This window comes from Parabacteroides chongii (assembly GCF_029581355.1).
GTDB classification, from domain to species: domain Bacteria; phylum Bacteroidota; class Bacteroidia; order Bacteroidales; family Tannerellaceae; genus Parabacteroides; species Parabacteroides chongii.
Genome location: NZ_CP120849.1, coordinates 881,569 through 903,919 on the forward strand (window position 1 = coordinate 881,569; position 22,351 = coordinate 903,919).

Here is a 22,351-nt window from a genome sequence, read left to right on the forward strand (position 1 = left end):
TGTATATTTTCCGGATTCTATTCACACGGGCATTTGCTTAACCGCGCGATCGGTGTCTGGTTACCGGTTACCTTCTGATCCATTTCGATCAGCACTTCTGTCCCTACCGGCAAATAAACATCTACACGCGACCCGAACTTGATAAAACCCATCTGTTCATCCACATGACATTTTTCTCCAACCTTGGCATAGGTGACAATACGTCGGGCAAGTGCCCCTGCAATCTGACGTGCCAGCACATCCACTCCGTTCTTGGTAGTAATGACAACAGCCGATCGTTCATTCTCGGTACTGCTCTTCGGTAAATATGCTGCCATGAATCGTCCGTTATTGTGAGAGACATGTTTCACCGTCCCGTTTACCGGAAACCAGTTGGCATGCACATTGAACACGGACATAAAGATAGATATCTGCAAACATTGCCTATGAAGGATCTCGTTCTCCATCACTTCCTCAATCGCCACGATCGTACCGTCGGCAGGTGCGATCACCAATCCTTCGGAATCATAAGGAAAACGGCGGAACGGACTACGGAAGAAATTCAGGATCAGCAGAAAAAGAATGGTTGAAATCGTAGCAACAGTATAGAACAGTATCCCCTTACCCACGGTATGGTATAATGCGACATTCACGACAAATAATACCGTAAACAACGTAAGTAACAGGCCAGTCCCTTCTTTATGTACTTTCATTCTTCCTTTAAAGCTGCGTTTCTATTTCAATTTGCAAAAGTATTCATTTTTACGGAATAACAAAAACAATTGAGAATTGAAATTTGAGAATTGAAAATTATTGTCCAAACTCTTAATTTTCAATTTTCAATTCTCAATTCTCAATTTTTAATTGCCTCTATTTTCTCTAGCTCCACGTACCAGAGGCAACCTTCTACCCTCTCGTATCCCATTTGGTTGATCAGTTTCATATAATTCTTTACCTGGTTATGATGGCGTTTATCCTGTATCTCTCCGAATTTATAGTCTATTACGATCACTTTATCATCCGATATCATGACCCGGTCGGGACGTTTGGAGAGTCCTTTACCGAAGAGGATATCGACTTCATTCAATACACGCGCCGTACCGTCGTACCAGGGGAAAACTTCCGGTGTATTCAGCAACTCTTCCAGACGGATAACCAAAGATTCGGCTTCCTCCTTGTTTATGATACCTGCCAGGCGGTAGCTTCCGACAGCAGAGGGGATATCTTTCCGGGTACGTATCTGGCTCAGTACTTCGTGCATCAATGTGCCGTGCTTGCGGCGGGCATTATCGAAGAAAAAGCCTTTTCCATGCAAACGGAGCTGCAGACGGTCGTCAGGGGAAATCGAATTGATACGTGCCATCGTGATCTCTTCCGGACTGTCTTCATCCGATTTGGCTGCAGAAGGATGCCACCAGCTACCCAATTCAAAAACACCTGCCCGGGTATCGAAAGAAGATGGCAAAGAGACCAGTGTATCTCCTTCATGGGTATCGTATACTTCCACGTACAGACCTGCCCATAAAGCGTCTGCCATGGAAGAGATCTTTTCAATCTCACCGGTTTCCTCTTTAATCTTTTTCGGGCGGGGAGCAAACACGATCAGTTCGTCTTTGGAACGGGTGAAAGCTACGTACAGCGTATTCAGGTTATCGATAAAGGCATGCAGACGTTCACGGAAATAATCTTCCGCAAAGATGGTATTACCCAGCGACTGACTATAACGGACAGGTACCAGATGCAGCCGGTTGAACGGTTTCGTTTCGGGTTTGCACCACAGGATAACCGGCTTGCTGGGTTTATGGTCTATCTCCCAGTCGCCAAAGGGGATAATAACAACTTTGAATCCCAAACCTTTCGATTTATGGACGGTCAGGATACGGATAGCATTCTGTGCATCCGGAGTCGCTATTGTTTTACGATATCCCGTTTCATCCCACCATTTAAGGAAGCGGCTCAGGTCGGCACTTTCTTTCTGGGTATACTCGGATACCATATCGAGGAATGCCTGAACAAAGACTTGCTCATTCGCCTGAAAATCGCCGGAGAAGAGACGGAAAAGTCCTTCCGATATTTCATACAACGACTGACGGGAAAGAGCTTGTAACTCAGCAACCATCTCCGGAGGAAATACATTTTCGGATGTGTTGACGGAATAAGCTACCGAATGGTTCACCTCTTCTTCCGCCCCTTTCAGGATCCGGTAAGAATACAAGGCAGTCTGTTCGTTGATCTTATCTTCCGGGTTCCGCAGATAACGAAGCAGGGCAATCATAAAACGGACAGCCGGCGATCCACTGACAAACAGGGCTTCATCGGAGATTATATCATAATGATAGCGGTCGGACGGATTGGCTTCCTTATAGGATAGCAGCTTATCCGCCACCATCGCTCCTTCCATATTGGTCCGGACCAGAATAGCGATATCCTTCAAGGCATAGCCGTTATCCTGCAACTGTTCGACCACACCGGGCAGACGTTCCAGGGCTTCCTCCTTCCAGTCTTTCTCTTCATCACCGGTCAGGAACTCAATCTTCACATGACCGTCTTTCTGCTGAAAAGGCGGAGGTACCTGCTGATAACTTTTCGTATAAGCGGACATGATCTTCGTCAGATAAGCATTGCGCTGCTCTTCACTCAACGAGGAGGTCAGCAGCGTTTCATTGTAAACGCTTTGCAGGACACCGGGGAGAGCGGTAAAAAATGTATTATTAAATTCTACGATATTCCGGCAACTGCGCCAGTTCTCTTTCAATGTTTCTTCGCACACTTCCTCTGCCGGGAAGTCTGCCTGCACCTGCTGGTCCAGCAGTTTCCAGTCGGAGTTACGGAAACGGTAGATACTCTGCTTCACGTCCCCCACAATCAGGTTGGTACGGTCATGCGCCAGGCTTTCTTCTATCAGCGGACGGAAGTTATTCCATTGCATGCCGCTGGTATCCTGGAACTCGTCGATCATATAATGATCCACATGCGTACCGGTCTTCTCATAGATAAACGGGGCATCGCTTCCGCCGATCACCTTATTCAACAGTTCCGTCGTATCGGCGATCAGCATGACATTCTTATCTTCGCGGTAAGAGGCGATCTGACGGGAGACATCCGTCAGGATTCCCAATGTATAATAATAACGGACAATTTCGCGAGCGGTATTATAAGCAGTCAGGTTGGAGAATAGGGCGATGATCTTCTTGATGCAATCATTCAGCCCCTCTTCAAATACGCAGCCGATAATCTGGCGCGTCCCCAGCGGAGTCGTTTTAGTGAAACAGCCCTCCAGGTTATCAGCCAGACCGATAAAAGTTGCGGTCGGCTCTTTCATTTCGCCTTTAGCCAGCCGGTCCAGCAAGGTAAGCGGAGAACGGCTTCCTCCTTTAAAATCGGTTGTACGGATGGCATACTTACTGAGCAACGCCAGTCCGCTTTCACCTAACCGTTTCGCTTCAGCCTCTACCGAACGGATAATACCGAACAGTTCATTTTTATAGTTTTCGAGTGCTTCCTTGTCACGGATATCTTTCGCCACTTCTTCACTGGAAGCTTTATAGCTTTCTTTAAAGACTTCACGGCTCAGTGACATAATGTCTTTGCGGAGGTTCCATTCTCCGCCGTTCTCTATTTTATCCTCGGCAAAACGAAGCAACCAGCCCAGCAGTTCCTTACTTTCCGGTTTCTCCAAATCTGCCAGCAGATTATCGACAGCGGTAGTCAGCACCAGCTCCTGGTCCATCTCGATTCCGTAACCGCCCTGCAAACCGATCTCACGGGTAAAGGCCCGCATGGTCTGCTGGAAAAAGCGGTCGATCGTACTTATATTGAACGCTGAATAATCGTGAAGGATATCGATCAATATCTTGGCTGCCTGTTTACGTACCTGTTCTTCTGTCAATGAATAGGTGGAACACAATGATTCCACATAGTCGGACTTCCGGCCGGACGAGAGATTGTAAAGTTCCTCTACAATACGGCTTTTCATCTCATCGGTAGCCTTGTTGGTAAATGTTACCGCCAGGATACGACGATAAGCGCCCGGCCCGGCAAACAATAGGGTCAGGTATTCACCGGTCAGTTTATGGGTCTTACCCGCTCCGGCCGAAGCTCTGTAAACAGTCAGCATACTATTTTATTTCTTATATGACGCGGCTTTTCGTGTAGCCTTCCTTTTGTAATATCTCAAGCACTTTCTGACGCAGATCACCTTGTACGATGATCTCGCCGTCTTTAGCTGAACCTCCGACACCGCATTTGACCTTCAGGAATTTGCCCAATGCTTCCAGATCGTCGGTCATGCCGCGAAAGCCAGTAACCAATGTTACGGCTTTACCTCCCCGATTGCGTTTATCCAGTGAAATACGTAACAATTGCTTTTCTTTGGGAAGTGTATCTTCCTCTTCCTCATCTCCTGTATGATATTGAAAATCCGGATTGGTAGAATACATCACCCCCAAACGGTCTTTCCAGTCATTATTCTTCATAATCTATTCAATTTTATTCGGTTCAAAACTACAAATTAACGGCGGGATAAGCAAGATTACAAAGAATAATACATATCTTTGCTTGAAATAGACTGAATTTCATAGCGTCGTAAAATTTCATGATTGTGCGTATGAAAAGACTTTTTTTCATAGTATACCTGATACTATTAACCAGTCGTTCATTGTATGCCTTGCCACACGATAAAGACGATTATATCCTAGTAGTACACTCCATAAACTTCAGCGAAGTATGGACACAAGGTATTTATGAGGCGATCAATAACACTTTCGCCGAAGAGAGCATATCCGTAAAAGGGGAAGAACTCTCTATCCCTGCCATGAGAGACACGACAGACGTAAATAAGAAGGTTGAATTATTACGAAAGAAATACCCTGTCCCTCCTAAAGTGATCGTTTGTATAGGGGACCCGGCGTGGCTGGTTTGTCAACCTCTTTTCGATAAAGAATGGAAAAACGTTTCTACTATCATCTGCCATTCACAAGAGCTGATCCCGACACAAATAGAATATCTGCTGGACAGGGACCTGCAGACCATCCAGCACATGGCTTATACAGAAGATCAGATGAAAAGCTATAATGCAACCAGGTTAGTCCAGCCTCTATACATAAAAGAGACCATTGAAACAATTAAGAAACTGCAGCCCGAGTTGAATCGAATAGTCTTTATCAGGGACAACCGGTATATCAGTTTATACACCCAGAAAGAGCTCTCAAAGACAATGCAGGCAGACTTTCCTGATCTGAAACTGGAAATACTTTCCACCCCGGCTCTTTCTACCGAAAATCTACTGGATAGCCTGAGCCTTTGCGGAAAAGAAACTGGAATTATCTATTACTCCTGGTTCATATTCAAAAACACGCATGAAAACCATTATCTAATAGACAACGTACAAAAGATGACCAACAGCTTCTCCCAACCGCCGGTATATATTTTAGCAGACCTGAATATCGAAACCGGAAACTTTGCGGGCGGACATTACATCTCAGAAAATGACTTCAGCAAGTCCGTTATTGCTACTGTCCGGTTGATATTGGAGGGGACAGAGGCACGAAACATCTTAACCCATATCGGAGGAACAGCTCATACACATCTGAACTATCAGCATTTGTTGAGCCACAGCATCGAACCATCCCATTTTCCGATCAATGCTATTTACTACCAGCAGCCGCCTACCTTTTTCCAAAAATACAAGATACATCTATTCAGCGGATTTGCCATCATCTGCCTGCTGATAACAATTGCCGTACTGCGTTTCCGCCTCTATTTCCAAAAACTGAAACGGGAGGAAGAACGACGGGAAAAAGAAAAAGCAGAAGAAGCCAACCGTCTTAAATCTGCTTTCCTGGCTAATATGAGCCACGAAATACGCACTCCGCTCAACGCAATCGTAGGCTTTTCCAACCTGATCGCCCATTCGGAAAGTCCGGAAGATACTGCCGAATTTTGCCAGATCATAGAAACCAACAACGAGCTATTGCTACAATTGATCAACGATATACTGGATTTATCAAAGATAGAAGCCGACCAACTGGAATTCACCTTTACCAATATCGATGTATCGGCGCTGCTTGCCACACTGGCACAAACTTTCAAGAGCCGAACCAAACAAGGGGTTATACTGGAATATTCCATCCCGGAACAACCTTGCTTCATCTACTCGGAAAAGACCCGTTTAACACAAGTCATAACCAACTTCCTGACCAATGCCTGCAAATTCACCATGGAAGGAAGTATCAAAATGGGATACGAAGAGACAACAGACGGACTGCGCTTTTATGTTACCGACACGGGAAAGGGCATCTCCGATGAAAATATCCCGCACGTATTCGAGCGGTTTGCCAAATTCGACAATTTTATTCAGGGAACAGGATTGGGATTATCTATCTGTATGACGATTGTAAAACGCCTGAACGGAGAGATCGGCGTGGAATCGAAAGAGGGGAAAGGAAGTACTTTCTGGTTCACAATCCCCTGTGAAGTTCATCACGAAAACACGGTTACTTCTGAATCAGTACAGTAGCATACGCAGCAATACCTTCCTGCCGTCCGGTAAAGCCCAGTTTTTCTGTCGTTGTAGCCTTGATGGAAATATCTTCCTCGCCTACCTGCATCACTTCAGCCAGCGTTTGTTTCATGGCAGGAATATGCGGATTCAGCTTCGGACGTTCAGCGGCTATGGTTGCATCGATATTTCCCAGTTCATAACCGGCTTCACGTATTAGCTTCATTGTATCACGCAATAATATCTTACTGTCTATATTCTTGTATTCGCCTGCCGTATCAGGAAAATGATAACCGATATCACGCATATTGGCAGCCCCCAGGAGCGCATCACAAATGGCATGTATCAGTACATCCGCATCACTATGTCCCAGTAAACCCAATGTATGCTCTATCCGTATCCCTCCCATCCACAACTCACGGTCGGGAACAAGGGCATGCACATCATAACCGAAACCTACACGTATCTTCATATTGATATTATCTGAACAGGTTCTTGATTCCGTCCATATCGAACGACAGAGAGAAACGAAGCGTCTGGTCCAACGGGTTACTCTGAACCGTACTTACCAGATAAGCGGCATCCAACTGGAATACACTCATACGGAAACCGGCCCCGACAGAGAAATACTGACGGTTACCTTTATTGGCATTTTCATAGAAATAACCTCCACGAACGAAGAACTGGTCATTATAGCTATACTCTGCACCGATAGAAACCATTACTTCCTGCAACTCTCCTTTGAACCCGTCGGGTGAATCACCGAAAGATTTGAAGATACCGGAAATACCGGATACATCTCTATACTCTTCCTTTTTCTTGTCGTATTCTTCCTTTTCTTCATCTGTATACCCTTCACGCAGATAAGGCAGACTGGGAACCAAATATTTACTCAGATCAAGGTACAGACCGATCCGGTTAAAATCATCGATCGGATACAGCAAACCAGTTCCCACACGAAGAGTCGTCGGGATAAATTCATTGTGTTCTCCACCGTCATAAGATATCTTCGTACCGATATTTGATACATTAAAACCGAAACTCCACAAACACTCGCTGTTACCCAAGATTACATATTTCTCCAGATAACCGGCGATATCCGCTGCAAAGGCATTACCAGGCACACGACTTTCATCGGAAGGATCCGATCCCATATCGGAACGGATATAACGCATGGCAACAGCCATTGAATAAGACTCTGATAATTTACGGCTATAACTTACGTCGAAAGCCATTTCATACGGACTTACAGAATAACCGCCGGTCGATTCTCCACTAATAGGATTATAGGGAACGTCTCCCAAAGAGAAATAACGTAGAGAAGCACCTACCGCCTGCAAATCACTGTCGCCAATCTTATAATATCCCGACAAGTTCGCCAAAGCCACGTCGTTTACCAACTTACGCAACCAGGGAGTATATGACAAAGATACTCCCGCCTTACTATACATAAATGCATACTTTGCCGGATTCCAATATTGAGAGTTTATATCGGGAGTAGTCGAAGCACCGTTGTCACCCATTGCACCACCACGGGCATCAGGAGCGATAGACAGTGAAGGTACTGCCGTATTAACCGGAGCAAATTTAGCCTTATCACCTTCGGCATGTAACGCCGTAAAAGTTGTCAAAAAGCTGATTACAACTATAAGTGTACTGATTTTTAATTCTTTTGTCATACTATATCTGTTAAAAACAAGGGAACCGAAAAGTTACCTTACGAACATATAAACTGATTTTGACTTACTTTATTGTGCGAGGATTATTAATTTCTTTGCATCCGTTGCTTCTTTAGAACCTCCGCTACTGATTGCCGCACGATAGATATATACGCCGGGACGAAGACGTCCTCCTCTGTTATTCGTCAGATCCCAGGTTACCGTATACGATTTGAACAGTTCGGAGGCTCCGGTTTCCTGATGTTTCCATTGCAGGCGCCCCATCATATCGTATACCATAATACCAACCGTCAACTGGCTTTCCGGACGGTTATGGAACAAGTGGAACTCTACCTGTTCGCGTGCCGGACTCGGTGTTGCCGTCAACTCCAGCAGGTAAGGCTTCAATCCTTCCACTACTTCAAATTCAAAATCGTAGGTAGTAGAATTATTCTGAATATCCCACACTTTAAACTCAGCAGTATGCATACCCGGTGCCAGGGCAGGAAGCAGATACTTCACGATACCTTCTCCATCCGTTCCGGGGATCAGCTCATAATAACTGTTCAGGTTGAAGCTGAGTGACGGATCGCCGTCAACGATCAGCATCATATCATGTCCGATACTGCTACCGGTTATATTCACGCCGCTCTTGTCCCAAAGACGTGCCACAAAGAACGGAGTCGTATTAACGGGACCGCCGCTTACAAATGTAGAATCATTCATATACAAGGAACGTATCTCCGGTCCATCGGAATCGTCTTCCGCATTATCATCCGTACCTCCGACACGATAATTCAGATAAGCCCCCTGTGCTTCCAGGTTATTCGTTTCATCCGAAGCATACAGGTTCATCTTTCCGAATTCATTCGAATAAGAAATATCTTTCGGAACGGTAAAGGTAAAGCTGAATTTTCCAGCACGAACCGAATCGTTTCCGACAAAGAGAATATTTGAATAATCCGTATATTTAAATGTCTTGCCGGTCTTGTTGTTATCCAATGTTTCGTAAGAAACACGGCTATCCAGTACGGTCGGGTTTAGCAAACCGGTAAAGTCTGTAGCAATATTACCATCCGCATTCAGTACTTCGCCTTCCACTGTAATCTTTTGCAATGCCTTAAAAGCGACCGGCTCGTCTGTTACCGGATTACCGTTTATCGTCGTCACTTGCATCCGGTATTCCGGATAAGCCAGTTTCAACGCCGGGTCACCGATCAGGGAGAATCCGAGCTTATACCGGCTTGCACTCAAATCCCGCTTGGTTTGTTTCATTACTTCGCCCAGTGTCAGGCGGCGTCCGTTCTTTTTCTCGAACAAATTCCGGATCAACATCTGATTGATCGTGAAGTTGGGAGAAGAATAAGCCACACGGGTTGTCGTAAACAGACCGATACCGCCACTGACCTTATTCAGGAAAACCTGCTCGCCGGCAGAAGTAACCGGAGCGTCAAAACGACAGAAGTCGCAAGTCGCCGTGATCCAGATAGGCAGACGTTTATAAGTTGATTTCGTAATATCGCTTTCAGTCAGTACCTTTTCATCACTCCAGGAAGTTGTATTACCGTGTCCGGTATAGTTAATCAGCAGTAAACCGTTCTTCAGTTGTTTCTGAATATTCGTTTTCACATCCGGATAAGTAGCCAATCCGGCCGAAACATCTTTTTTATAAGAATCGAAATAAATCTTATTGACAAGGAACTCCGGATGGCTTTCATTGATATATTCGCCCAGCTGGTCAGCCTGACTTGCATGATCTGTCATATAACTGTCAGCACTGTTTCCGTCGTCTGCGACAAAGCAAACATTGTTTTTCCAGGATCCGGTATCTTTATTATCCATATAACTGATCACCTTATCCACCATATTACTCGCCTCTGCCTGCGTCCGGACTGGGAAACGACCGATACCGATATCCAGCCTCATAGAGCTTAATCCTTTGCCATTGTTGCTGTCATCCAAAAATCCGAAATAATCGTCGATCACAAAAGATTCTTCATCCAGCGATTCTTCCGTCTGATAGGTCAGCAGCATATTACTTGTCGTTACATTCTTCCAGCTAGAAGTAATGAAACGGTTATCGAACGCGCCATCTCCGAAAAGAAGCAGATACTTGGGCGCATCGGCCTCCGAAGTCCGACGATCGTAGAACATCTTCATGAAACGACGATAGGCAGTAGCATCCGGCGTACCGCTCGAAAACTCATTATAAATAGCCTCCGGTGCAACCACCTGTACAGTCAGTCCGTCGCGTGTACGGTGAGCCTCAGCCAGCCGTTCTGCCTGCGAAGCCAATCCCGGTTGAGCGATAATGATCATATCTGTCTGCGGTAATGCGTGCAAATCCTGATTTGCCACTTCACCGATCACTTTCGGAGTAGGGAACGTCTGGTTTCTCTGTACCAAAGCAAACTCCCTCAGCGTTCCTGCAGGGATGGAAAAAGTCAATTCGCTCCCGCTCAGTTCCGTTTCCATCCGTTTCGGATTCAACTTATCCGTCACATCGAAAACCAAGGTGTTCGCATTGGCGTTCTGAACCGTAAAACGAGATGCATTGTTAACAGAAGCCAAACTACGAAAGAATGTACAGACACCATAAGGCTGCAACTCCCGCTTCATCTGCAAACGGATAAAATCGAGATGAACATTCTTATCTCCCAGTTTCCCGTATCTTACATTCACTTTTACACTGGAACTTTTATCTCCTTTCCAATCCACTACCTGATAAACCGGACGCGCCATTACATACGTATCGTATTTCCCGTTTGCGTTAGCGATGGTCCGCTCCAACAGTTTTTCTCCGTCTACGCTCATGCTCACGCTACCCGTACCGGTGATCGGCTTAGCGATGAAACGCAAGGTCACCTTGCCGTCATCATTGGTTATACCCGTTATACCGGTAAATGAGAAATCCCTGGAAAGAGTCATATCCATCGCTTCCCCGAAAAGTTCCCGTCCCGAATTATTCACAGAGACCAGGTCTTTTTCATGTAACAGATAATCATCGAACGTCGTCACCTTCAAAGAGGCACCGGCAGCAGAAGCCACTGATTCCATCTCTTTCGGTGCAGTCGCATCCGTCAGGAAGTAATAGCCATAATCGGAATAGGGATTATTGGTATGGACAAAACTCTTCGATTCCTGGTCGTACGTCCAGTTGATAACACCGCAACCATAGAACAGGAGATAATCGTCACCACGCCAGACCGGCACGGCAGGCACATCGTCTATATACGGATTCGAGAAATTTTCGTCCAGCATACAACCACCGTAACCGTGTACGGAAACCTTAGCCGGATCCGAAAATCCCATCCCGCGAAGGTCTGCATATGTTAGTTTATAAATTCCCCGGTCTTCGACCTGTATTTTCACCCATTTCCCGGACGATAAAGCAGAGCTGGCTGCATATTTGCTACCATCCGCCCAGACAGAAGTAAAAAAGCAGATACTTATTATGAATGTATATAATAGTCGTAACATACTTGTTTCAATTGACAATTGACAGTTGACAATTGACAATTATTTGTACCATCTATTAATTATCAATTATCAATTGTCAATTGTCCATTATTTAATATGGAAATCAAGTAGCTTCTGTTCACCGATATACCCTTGCAAATGATCATTGATGCTAACGGGTCCCACACCTACCGGTGTTCCTGTAAAAATCAAATCACCTATCTTCAAGGTAAAGAAACGGCTCACATAAGCGATAATCCTGTCGACCGGGAAAAGCATATCAGAGGTATTCCCCTCCTGCACTTTCTGACCGTTTATATCCAGATGAAACGGGATACGGTTGATATCCCCCACTCTGTCCAAAGGTACAAACGTTCCGACAACAGCCGAATTATCAAAAGCTTTACTGATCTCCCAGGGTAATCCTTTCGCACGCAGCTCTCTTTGCAGATCACGGGCGGTAAAATCGATACCGACAGTTACTTCATTATAGTAACGATGTGCAAAACGTTCGGCGATATTCTTACCCAGCCGGTCTATCTTTACAACGATCTCCGTTTCATAATGTATTTCCGAAGAAAAATCGGGAATAAAAAACGGTTTTCCATCCTTCAACAGGGAGGAGTCGGATTTCATAAAGATAGTAGGCTCCGATAATTCTAACGAATGATGCAGCTCTTTATTGTGCTCTGCATAATTCATTCCTACTGCTATAATCTTCATTTCAGTGATTAATTGAGTTCAAACGATTAAACATGACTGCCAGATGGGCATACATGGAAGTATTCTGTACCACAATATGTTCCGGGACACGGATACGGAACGGGGTAAAGTTCCACAGCGCTTTGATACCTCCGGCAATAATCTGTTCAGTCACCTCTTGTGCCTTGTCTACAGGCACGGTAATAACACCTATCGTCGCCCCGAACTCTTTCTGTTTGGCAGGGAAATCATCCAAATGGAAAACCGGAATACCATTCACAACCGTACCTGCCAGTTCCTTGCGGACATCAAAGCCGGCAACAATCTCCAGTCCGTACTGATTCAACCCGGTATCCTGCAACAGAGCTGCTCCCAAACTACCGACACCGAATAAAAAAGCCTTGTGTTGTGCAGTAAAACCCAAAAAATCTTCCAACACATCAACAAGTGCGCAAATATCATAACCTACCCTGGTTTTCCCCGAAATATTTACAAACGAAAGATCTTTCGCCACCTGGCTGGGATCTACATTAATTTCTTTAGCAATCTGGGTAGATGATACAAACGTCTCTCCCTTGCCTTTCATCAGTTTCAGAAAAGCAAGATACCAAGGTAGTCTCCGAAGCGTCGGCTCAGGAATTTTCCAGGCTTGTTTTAATTCATCATTAGCCATTATTCTTATTCATAATTAATGTAGCTTACAAAAGTACAACTTTTTTCTTTCTTAGCTAGTTTACCGGGGATTTTATATAATAAGAAAGCCCGGCAGATAAACTCCGCCGGGCTCTGTTTTTGTCTGTCTTCTCTCTTCACAGAGGTAGAACAGAAGAACTTTATTTCATTACTTTAGTATTAATATCTACCACCTGTTCGCCCTCACGGGGTACTTTGTGTAAGGATGTCCTTACAACACATGGTAAACAATTTAGAATTATTTTGATTATAAATTATTTCTTATTTTACGATTGCTTTAACAGCAGCTTCGCCTTCGACAGCAACTACAACCACACCGGCAGGAGCAGAGATTGTAGCTTCATCAGAAGAAACAACTATGTTAGCAATTGTCTGACCAAGTACGTTGCTGATAGCAACATTCTTACCGGCAGCTCCCTTCACAATGATAGCGCCGTTAGCTGCTACAACCTTGATTGAAGATGTGTTAATGTTTTCGTTAGCAACTGTTTCGTCCGGATCAACCAAGAAACGAGTGGCACCTTCAATGTCGGAACCTAATGTCAGCTGGTTGTTGATCTGGATCAAATAACCGTTAGTTTTGTTACGAATTACATACGTACCATCTTCATCTCCTGATTCAATTACCTGGAATTTGAAGTTGTTCAAACCACCTACAACACCAGTTACTTTATTTGCCTTTTCTGCAACCTTAGTCTGCTTACCGTCGACTACAGTCTGCAAAGTATCAGAGTTGATACCGGCTGCCGCCTTAAAGATCAGACGCGTCTGATACTTGTCGTTACCATTGGCAAATGTATACTTCTGCCAATTGGTTACACGCTTACTATCAGCTGAGTCTTTTGCAAAATACAGGAAGTGACGAGCATTATCCACCATTTTAGAGATATAGAATGAAGGAACATTCGTATCTGTATCTACTGTATCCAATCTGAATGTCATCTTATCGAACGGATTCAGAATACCGTTTTTATCTTCGTTCATATAAAGAGCTCCGAAACCGTCTTTTTCGTTGAATTCAGTTTCCTGCGGAACAGGATTCAATGTACCATATACTTTTTCTGCAACTAAGAAAGTCTTAACCGGCATATTTGCCATAACTTGATAGTCATAATAATAACCATATACCCATGCACGAACATCTACGTTTTCATCTTCTGCAACTTCACCAGATTGCAACTCCGAACTAACTAACAAGACATTTTGTGAGCGAGGACTCTGGAAATTGTTAGCAGGGGTAGTTGTTGCAAATACAGATACAGAACCATCTACATTGTATTTGATAATGTGTTCAGCTTCTGTTTTTGATAAGTTACCTGTATTCAGATAATATTCATCAGTTTCATCCGGTGCAAACAGTCTTATATTGTAAGAATAGAAAGCAACAGTATCTTTCTTAGTCTGAGCAGTTACAACTCTATCGTTTGCGATATAGATGAAGTCATTCAGGATATAAGATACTTTGTCTTCTTTGGGTGCTGCAGTTTTCTTTACACGAATCAGTTCAAACTGGTCAGCAGTCTTAGAGGTTACAACTCCATTTGCAGCTTTTGTAAAGTCGTATTCACCGGTCTTTTTATCTCTCGGAACGGCAGCATACAATCTATCGTCAGCTTCAGCGGTCTTAGCGAATTCGAAAGTAAACAAGCCTTGTTCGCTCTGGGCAGTTTCGAATGTAGCGAATTTATCTACATTTTCTTTCTTGATCAACTCCACCTGCATACCTCTGATTTCTTTATCTTTCAGAACAAGTTTTCCATTTTCCGTATAAGCCACCTGCAATTTCTGATCACGTGTCAAACCATCAGGAAGCGACGGATAAATTGTATAAACATTTTCACCCAGTTCTTCTTCATCATACAGTACTACCGATACAGACGCTTTTGTCAGACGATTTGTAATCTTAACAGTTTCATAGTTATCGTCATCATCATTATCAGCAACACCTGTAACAACAAACTGATACAACGGATCGTTTTCGTTAGCTCCGTCGTTTACACTTGGCATAGCAGCAAATGTAAAGCTACCATTAGACTCAAGGGTCAGATACTGACCATACTCAGAAACTTCTTCATTGGCAGCTTCTTCTGCACCGCTGACAAACTTGATAGCATAGATAGCCGGAGTTGCATCATTGTTCAACAGTTCTTTCACGTCTGCGATAGTTGTTGAAGGAACAGCTTTTACTTTTACAGCGTTACCGTTAGTTACCAGATAAACAAATTCTTCTGTTGTATCAACATTGTCGTTGTTGGTATTAGGTATTTTACCAATAGTGACTTTTTTGAAATATTCATGTTTGTCATCACCTTTCTTATCCAAACGGGCATTGGCAACAGACAAGCTATATTCGTCATTCTTTGACAACGGGTTGATTTCTGTGATTGTGAAACATGCGTTACCAACGAATACTTCATCCTTTTTGGAGTCCATATTAGCGTTATACTTTTCATTATTCTTAGCCGTTTCAGCATCATAGTAATTCATGTCGCTACCTTTCACAGTAGTCAATGTAAAACCTTTACCATCTTCACGTTTTGTATTCGTGATTGTAGTGAAGTCCTGCGGATCGATAGCCAAGAAAGTCATTTTTTGGAACAATTCCTTTTCGGCCGCGTTATCAATAATGTTATCTTCCAGAATAGCTTTTCCTTCTTCTGTTTTAGCCAATTCTTTCCAAGAATCTCCTGTTGCCAAATAGATACCTGCCGGGATTTCAAAATAGTTACCACTTTGGTCTTCCCAACCGATAGAGTCACCAGTTGCAGCCTGTGCACCAGCCAACTTCACTCTGAAAGCTCTCAAATCCAAGTCTTTGAAGATGTTGTCGATTACCGTTTCACCATCAGGGAATGTGAATTGGAAGCCTTTACCACCTTTCTGGTCGTTCAGTTCATCGACTACATCAACAACTCTGTCTTCCATAGTAACAATAAGGAGGCTTGCAGATGTACCGCCACCAACACCAATACCGCCACTTACATCAGTAGTATTACCTTCTTCCACCATGAAATTATTTGCTCCACAACTAGCCGGTTGATAATAAAGGGGATCTTTTTGATTAAAACGCGCACAAATATTATCATAAGTTGCAAAGTAAGTACCTTTATCATCTTTATGATAAGTCGCAGAAGTGTACGAGCCTCCAGCTTCAGTTACAACGGAATACTGTCCCCCCTTGGTACTAATAGTCACAAAGTCCCCTGTATTAGCACTTTGTAAGCTATAATAATATTTAGGAGCATCAGGAGTTCCCATTATATGCTCTTTGATATTCCAAACAGCAGCATCTTCAGCATCATCGTTTCCTGCATCCTTAAGCTCACTAAGTTTTTTTACCGTATAAGTTAATGTACCATTTTGGTCTTTTGTAGCCAAAATAACAAGATCTTGTTCATCAATCTCACCAATTGTACCACCATCACGAAGAAGAATAACATTATCCATCTGTCGAGAATCATCGGCTTTGATTTCAACCAGCTTCAGTGGTTTCCCATTCAGCATAACAGCATCCTGAGCACTAACAAACGACGAACCTGCAACCAGCATACCCGCCATCATAAGCGTAGAAAACTTTTTGTTCATAATCAATAAATTTAATATTAATAATAGTGTATATAAAAGTCCTTCTCGTTTGGCTCGTTTAAACTGCCCAAATACAAATGACGAGTTTAAACGTTCCTTTTTTCTCGTCATCATTTAGGACTTTGTAACTGAAAGTTGTAATTTCGTACTAACTTTGCTATTCAATTGATAAGAAAGCATATAAGCAAGAAAATTTTATTTTGAAAAAGATTGGCAGTTAAAAAGAATCTAGTAACTTTGCTGGCGAGAATAAAGGAACGTTTAAATTAGTCACTCATAATACCGTACATTCCTTATTATTCAAAGTATATACCAATTTACCTCTATTTTATATATCTACAAACATGCATATTTCAATGTACGTGCGTACATTATTATATATTATTTCTCCCCATTGTGGCATCACAACTAATCTATTACATATTATCAACTGTTATTCAACGTCTTATAGATGACGCCGTAATAGAACAATGGCGTCACTCACCACTCTTCAATGCCATTGTTACGGAGCATACGACAATTAAAATCCATCCCCCTTAAAACCAAGATTAAAACATAGGACTATTTAGGGCATTTTTCCTATACTTTATAAGCGTAAGGCATACGTTACATATTTGCAACTAGATATTTACATTTATATAAAGCATACCTTACATTTTAGGAATAATAATATTACAAAAACAAAAGTCAGCAGGAAAAAGATTAAATAGATAGAGCTTTAGGCTTAAAGTTCCGCATAAAAGCTATTAACGATAAAAAGAATAACAACTGGAGGAAAACAAAAAAAGGTGATGCCGGAAATAACCCCGGCATCACCTCTCTATCTATTTATTTTCAAGGAATAAACCTTGTTTATCTTTTAGGTGACTCCATTAATAATGAAAAACAAAAAGATATTCCTGTTTCTTATCAAATCCGCGCCAGCGTAGCCACGATGAAATCCCAAACTTTCTGTACAGACGGAATATTCACCCGTTCGTCCGGTGAATGCGGATGCTCCAGGTCCGGTCCGATAGAGATCATATCCATGGCAGGATAAGACTCCTGGATGATGCCACATTCCAAACCGGCATGCATTACTTTTACCGACGGCTTCTTTCCAAACAACTCTTCGTATGTCTTCTGCATCACATTCAGGATCGGAGAATTGATATTCGGCTGCCATCCGCCATAAGCACCGCCATATTCTACTTTCGCACCTGCCAGAGAGAAGACACTTTCAAGGCTGGAACATACAGATGCTTTACGGCTCTCGGAAGAACTGCGCACCAATATCTTTATTTCGATCAATTCATTCGACGACCTGACAATCGCCAGGTTGGATGAAGATTCCACCGTGCCGGGGAAATCGTTCAACATGCTGATCACGCCATTCTGACAACCTTCTATCGCATTGATGATATCGTCCTGAATCTCTTCCGGAATCAATGTAGCAGGCAAATCAGTCATATCCGCCACAAAGTCAATCTTATTCTCAATACCGGCATATTCTTCACGGAACATATCCCGATAATCAGCCACCAACTCCCACAAAGCCTCCACATTGTCGCCCGGGATCGTGATCACAGCAAACGCCTCCCGCGGAATCGCATTACGCAACGAACCGCCGTCGATAGAAGACAAGCGTGCCCCGTAATCGCAAACGGCTTCTTTCAGGAAGCGGAACATCAGTTTATTGGCATTGGCACGTCCCAGATGGATATCCACTCCGGAGTGACCGCCTTTCAGCCCTGTCAGACTCAGCTTTACAGCCACATCGCCTTCAGGAATATACGTATCTTCTTTAAACTGGATCGAAATATTCAGGTCCGCACCGCCCGCACAACCGACAAACAGTTCGCCTTCTTCTTCCGAGTCGCAGTTGATCAATGTTTCGCCTTTCAGGAAACCGGATTTCAAACCGAAAGCGCCGTCCATTCCTTCTTCTTCGTCAATGGTAAAAAGAGCTTCGATCGGTCCGTGCTGAATAGTCGTATCTGAAAGCACCGCCATCGCCAACGAAGCACCGATACCGTTGTCGGCACCCAATGTCGTTTCGCGGGCTGTTACCCAATCACCGTCTATATAAGCATCAATAGGATCAGTCAGAAAATCGTGTTTTACAGAGGCGTTTTTTTGGGGAACCATATCCAGATGAGACTGCAGGACAACTGTTTTGCGATCTTCCATTCCGGGAGTAGCCGGTTTACGGATCAAAACGTTTCCAATTCCGTCCCGTAGGGTTTCCAATCCCAATCCTTTTCCAAAAGCTTCCACAAAACGAGTTACTGCTTCCATATGTCCGGTAGGACGTGGAATCTGTGTAAGGTCATAGAAATAACCCCAAACATGCTGCGGGGAAAGATTCTTGATTTCTGCTGACATAGTTTCTAAGTTGAAAGTTGGCAAATGACTGCTGACAGATAAAACTGCAACTGCCTGTTGTCAACATGATTAATAATATATTAGTAACAAACTTATTCTATAAAAAGGATAACAAACGGAATTTTTTAACAGTCGGCAGTCTTTATTATTCTACTGCCAGCTCTTTGCTGTTATCTCTGTTGGTAAGCGGCAAAGCCACAATACCGAACAAACCGCATAACACCGTCCAGACTGTCTGTACTGTATGAACCACAAGGGCAAAAGCGGCAGCATCATTCTCGTTGACACCGAAGCAAACCAATGTAGCGATCACCATAAAATGCCAGGCTCCGATACCTGCCTGTACAGGGACGGCAACCCCGATACTACTCATGGTAAAGGCGATCAGTCCGACCGTTATCCCCAAATCGCGGGTGAAGTCAAAAGCGTAGAACGTGATATAGAAATAACAGAAATAACCACCCCATATCATCAGTGTCTGTAAGACGAAACGGTCTTTCTGCTTTAAGAGCCAGATGCTCTTCATTCCGTCCCATACATTCAGCAACAACGCCTTTGCTTTCTGAACCAGCGTAAAGTTACTCATATATTTGAAAACAAACCAAATTCCGGCAACTAAAATTACTGCACCTACGTAAATCCATATCGAATCGAACATTTTCTGAAAGCCTTCGAGCAACGCCGGATTGCGTGCAAAGAAACTGATAAAGAAGTCGAAATTGAATATAAAGATCAGCAAAGTGATCGTTCCGACCACGATCGTATCGCTCACACGGTCGATCAGCAAGGTCCCGAACAATTTGGTGAAAGGAATCTTATCGTATTTGGTGATGATTCCGCAACGCCATACTTCCCCGACACGCGGCAATACCATATTCACGGCATAATTACCCAGCACGGCATAAATGATATTACTCATCTTGAAGCGTTCACCCAAAGAGGAGATCAACAGCCCCCAACGCAATCCGCGGACCACGTTGGCAAACAAACCGAACAGCAAAGAAACCAGTATTATATCATATCTCACCCCTTCACGGATAACGCGCCATATCTCGCTGATATCCATATTGCTATACAGAAACCACAGCAACAAACAGCCAAAACCTAAGGGTAAAAATATCTTGACAAACGTTTGTAGGATACTCTTAAAATTCATTCTACGTAGGATACTTTAAATTATTTGTTGTATTTTTGTACACCCGCAAAGATAAGCATTATATTTTAATACAAACATTTTAGATCGAATAACCGGATGAGATTAGTTAAGCCAAAGAAAGCATTAGGACAGCACTTCCTGAAGGATTTACAGATCGCACAGCGTATTTCAGACACGTTGTCGGACTACAAAGATTTACCGGTTTTAGAGATCGGTCCGGGTATGGGCGTGCTTACCCAGCATCTGCTGACGGCGGGTCACGACCTGACAGTTGTGGAACTGGATATGGAGTCAGTCGATTACCTGGAACAGAACTTTCCGGCACTCGAAGGACGTATCCTCGCTGAAGATTTCCTCAGGTTGGACCTGGCGAAACTTTTCCCCGGCCAGTTCTGCGTGATCGGAAATTATCCTTATAATATATCCAGTCAGATATTCTTTAAAGTACTCGATTATAAAGAACATGTCCCGTGTTGTTCCGGAATGATCCAGAAAGAGGTCGCTGAACGTCTGGCAGCCGGACCGGGAAGCAAAACATATGGTATCCTGAGTGTCCTGCTGCAAGCCTGGTACACGGTGGAATATCTTTTTACTGTCAGTGAACAAGTTTTCGATCCGCCCCCAAAAGTGAAAAGCGCAGTTATCCGGATGGTCCGGAACGACCGGAAAGAACTGGGATGCGACGAAAAGCTATTCAAGACAGTGGTAAAAACGTCTTTCAATCAACGCCGCAAAACCCTACGCAATTCAATGAAGCCTTTGCTGGGCAAAGACTGCCCGGACTATGCGCTTCCTATCTTCGACAAACGCCCCGAACAGCTTTCGGTGGAACAGTTCGTCGAACTCACATTGATCGCAGACCGTCATCTGAAAAATATCTAAAAAAGAACAGGCATGGTTGAAATGACGAAAGACTATATCGAGAACCTGAAAAATATCATCGCCGACAAAGACGATGCCAAGGCTCAGGCATTGCTTCACGATCTATATCCGGCAGATATCGCCGAATTGTACCAGGAGCTGAACCTGCGGGAAGCTATCTATCTGTATTTGCTCATGGATGGCGACAAGGCTGCCGATGTCCTGATGGAACTGGATGAAGAAGATCGTCACAAGTTACTGAAAGAATTACCCAACGAGCTGATCGCCAAACGCTTCGTCGACAATATGGAAACCGACGACGCGGTAGACCTGATGCGTGAGTTGGATGAAGATACGCAGGAAGAGATTCTTTCGCATATCGAAGACGTGGAGCAGGCGGGCGATATCGTCGACCTGTTAAAGTACGACGAGGACACTGCCGGTGGTTTGATGGGTACGGAGATGATCGTGGTCAACGAGAACTGGAGTATGCCGCAGTGTATCGACGAAATGCGTAAGCAGGCGGAAGATATGGACGAAATCTATTATGTATATGTAATAGATGACGACGAACGCCTGAAAGGTGTTCTTCCCTTGCAGCGTCTGATCACCAATCCGTCTGTTTCGAAGATCAAGCATGTCATGAAGAAGGAGCCTATCTCCGTCCGCGACAGTGACAGTATCGAAGAGGTGGCTGAAACGATCGAGAAGTACGACCTTGTGGCGCTGCCGGTTGTCGACAGTATCGGACGTCTGGTCGGTCGTATCACGATCGACGACGTAATGGACGAAGTACGCGAACAGCACGAACGTGACTACCAGTTGGCTTCCGGTATCTCGCAGGACGTGGAGACTTCGGATAATGTATTTACCCAGACGGCGGCACGTCTTCCCTGGTTGCTGATCGGTATGATCGGAGGACTGGCCAACTCGGTCATTCTAGGCGGTTTCGAAGGAAATCTGGCAAGTAATCCCAAGATGGCGCTGTTCATTCCGCTGATTGGCGGGACGGGGGGTAATGTCGGAATACAATCTTCGGCTATCGTCGTACAGGGGTTGGCAAATAACTCTCTGAAACAGGATAATATTATTCCGCAGATATTAAAGGAAGGGGTCGTTTCGCTGATCAATGCCAGTATTATCAGCCTGGTTGTATTCGTATACAATTTCTTTATGCTGGGCGACAAAGGGATTACGGCTTCCGTTTCCCTCAGCTTGTTTGCAGTCGTCATGTTCGCCAGCGTTTTCGGCACGCTTGTCCCAATGACGCTCGATCGCCTGAAGATCGATCCGGCATTGGCTACAGGACCGTTTATCACAATTACCAACGATATTATCGGAATGATGATTTATATGTTCATATCTTCGGCGTTGACGTAATAGGGAAATCAATCA

General features: G+C 44.0%; 14 protein-coding genes. 3 read left to right on the forward strand and 11 right to left on the reverse strand.

The features are described from left to right. Window positions 1-17: 17 nt before the first annotated feature. The 3 genes from P3L47_RS03680 to P3L47_RS03690 form a co-directional block, all read right to left on the reverse strand. Entirely contained in the window at window positions 18-692 is a 675-nt protein-coding gene (locus tag P3L47_RS03680) for a phosphatidylserine decarboxylase family protein (RefSeq protein ID WP_122361244.1), read from the reverse strand. Window positions 693-832: 140 nt separating this feature from the next. Then, the gene (locus P3L47_RS03685; RefSeq protein WP_277782717.1) at window positions 833-4,096 is read right to left on the reverse strand and encodes a UvrD-helicase domain-containing protein; all 3,264 of its coding nucleotides are present in this window, start codon (window positions 4,094-4,096) and stop codon (window positions 833-835) included. A gap of 13 nt (window positions 4,097-4,109) precedes the next feature. Beyond that, the gene (locus P3L47_RS03690; RefSeq protein ID WP_122361246.1) at window positions 4,110-4,454 is read right to left on the reverse strand and encodes a translation initiation factor; all 345 of its coding nucleotides are present in this window, start codon (window positions 4,452-4,454) and stop codon (window positions 4,110-4,112) included. Window positions 4,455-4,585: 131 nt separating this feature from the next. On the opposite strand from P3L47_RS03690, the gene P3L47_RS03695 reads away from it, so the two are divergent. Further along, the gene (locus tag P3L47_RS03695; RefSeq protein WP_122361451.1) at window positions 4,586-6,496 is read left to right on the forward strand and encodes a sensor histidine kinase; all 1,911 of its coding nucleotides are present in this window, start codon (window positions 4,586-4,588) and stop codon (window positions 6,494-6,496) included. Here P3L47_RS03695 and ispF read toward each other — a convergent pair. From ispF to P3L47_RS03735, 8 genes are all read right to left on the reverse strand, one after another. After that, window positions 6,474-6,950: a 2-C-methyl-D-erythritol 2,4-cyclodiphosphate synthase gene (gene ispF, locus P3L47_RS03700; protein ID WP_122361247.1), complete on the reverse strand. Its 477-nt coding sequence runs from the start codon at window positions 6,948-6,950 to the stop codon at window positions 6,474-6,476. The genes P3L47_RS03695 and ispF overlap by 23 nt on opposite strands. A gap of 7 nt (window positions 6,951-6,957) precedes the next feature. After that, window positions 6,958-8,157, reverse strand: a complete 1,200-nt coding sequence (gene porV, locus P3L47_RS03705; RefSeq protein WP_122361248.1) for a type IX secretion system outer membrane channel protein PorV — start codon at window positions 8,155-8,157, stop codon at window positions 6,958-6,960. 69 nt (window positions 8,158-8,226) lie between these two features. Continuing rightward, window positions 8,227-11,616, reverse strand: coding sequence for a type IX secretion system sortase PorU (porU, locus tag P3L47_RS03710; RefSeq protein ID WP_277782718.1), 3,390 nt, complete (start codon window positions 11,614-11,616; stop codon window positions 8,227-8,229). 87 nt (window positions 11,617-11,703) lie between these two features. After that, window positions 11,704-12,318: a fumarylacetoacetate hydrolase family protein gene (locus P3L47_RS03715; protein ID WP_277782719.1), complete on the reverse strand. Its 615-nt coding sequence runs from the start codon at window positions 12,316-12,318 to the stop codon at window positions 11,704-11,706. Between the two features lies 1 nt (window position 12,319). Next, complete coding sequence (locus P3L47_RS03720; protein WP_122361251.1) at window positions 12,320-12,970, reverse strand: redox-sensing transcriptional repressor Rex; 651 nt, start codon at window positions 12,968-12,970, stop codon at window positions 12,320-12,322. A gap of 281 nt (window positions 12,971-13,251) precedes the next feature. Then, window positions 13,252-16,575, reverse strand: a complete 3,324-nt coding sequence (locus P3L47_RS03725) for a DUF6383 domain-containing protein (protein WP_277782720.1) — start codon at window positions 16,573-16,575, stop codon at window positions 13,252-13,254. 909 nt (window positions 16,576-17,484) lie between these two features. Continuing rightward, window positions 17,485-18,939, reverse strand: coding sequence for an aminoacyl-histidine dipeptidase (locus tag P3L47_RS03730; protein ID WP_122361253.1), 1,455 nt, complete (start codon window positions 18,937-18,939; stop codon window positions 17,485-17,487). A gap of 145 nt (window positions 18,940-19,084) precedes the next feature. Then, window positions 19,085-20,095, reverse strand: coding sequence for a lysylphosphatidylglycerol synthase transmembrane domain-containing protein (locus P3L47_RS03735; RefSeq protein WP_277782721.1), 1,011 nt, complete (start codon window positions 20,093-20,095; stop codon window positions 19,085-19,087). 96 nt (window positions 20,096-20,191) lie between these two features. Here P3L47_RS03735 and rsmA point away from each other — a divergent pair, with 96 nt between their 5' ends. After that, window positions 20,192-20,977 carry a 16S rRNA (adenine(1518)-N(6)/adenine(1519)-N(6))-dimethyltransferase RsmA gene (gene rsmA, locus P3L47_RS03740; RefSeq protein WP_277782722.1) on the forward strand — a complete coding sequence of 262 codons (786 nt, stop codon included), beginning with the start codon at window positions 20,192-20,194 and terminating at the stop codon, window positions 20,975-20,977. Between the two features lie 21 nt (window positions 20,978-20,998). Beyond that, the gene (gene mgtE, locus P3L47_RS03745) at window positions 20,999-22,336 is read left to right on the forward strand and encodes a magnesium transporter (protein ID WP_199715615.1); all 1,338 of its coding nucleotides are present in this window, start codon (window positions 20,999-21,001) and stop codon (window positions 22,334-22,336) included. The last annotated feature ends 15 nt before the right edge of the window (window positions 22,337-22,351 follow it).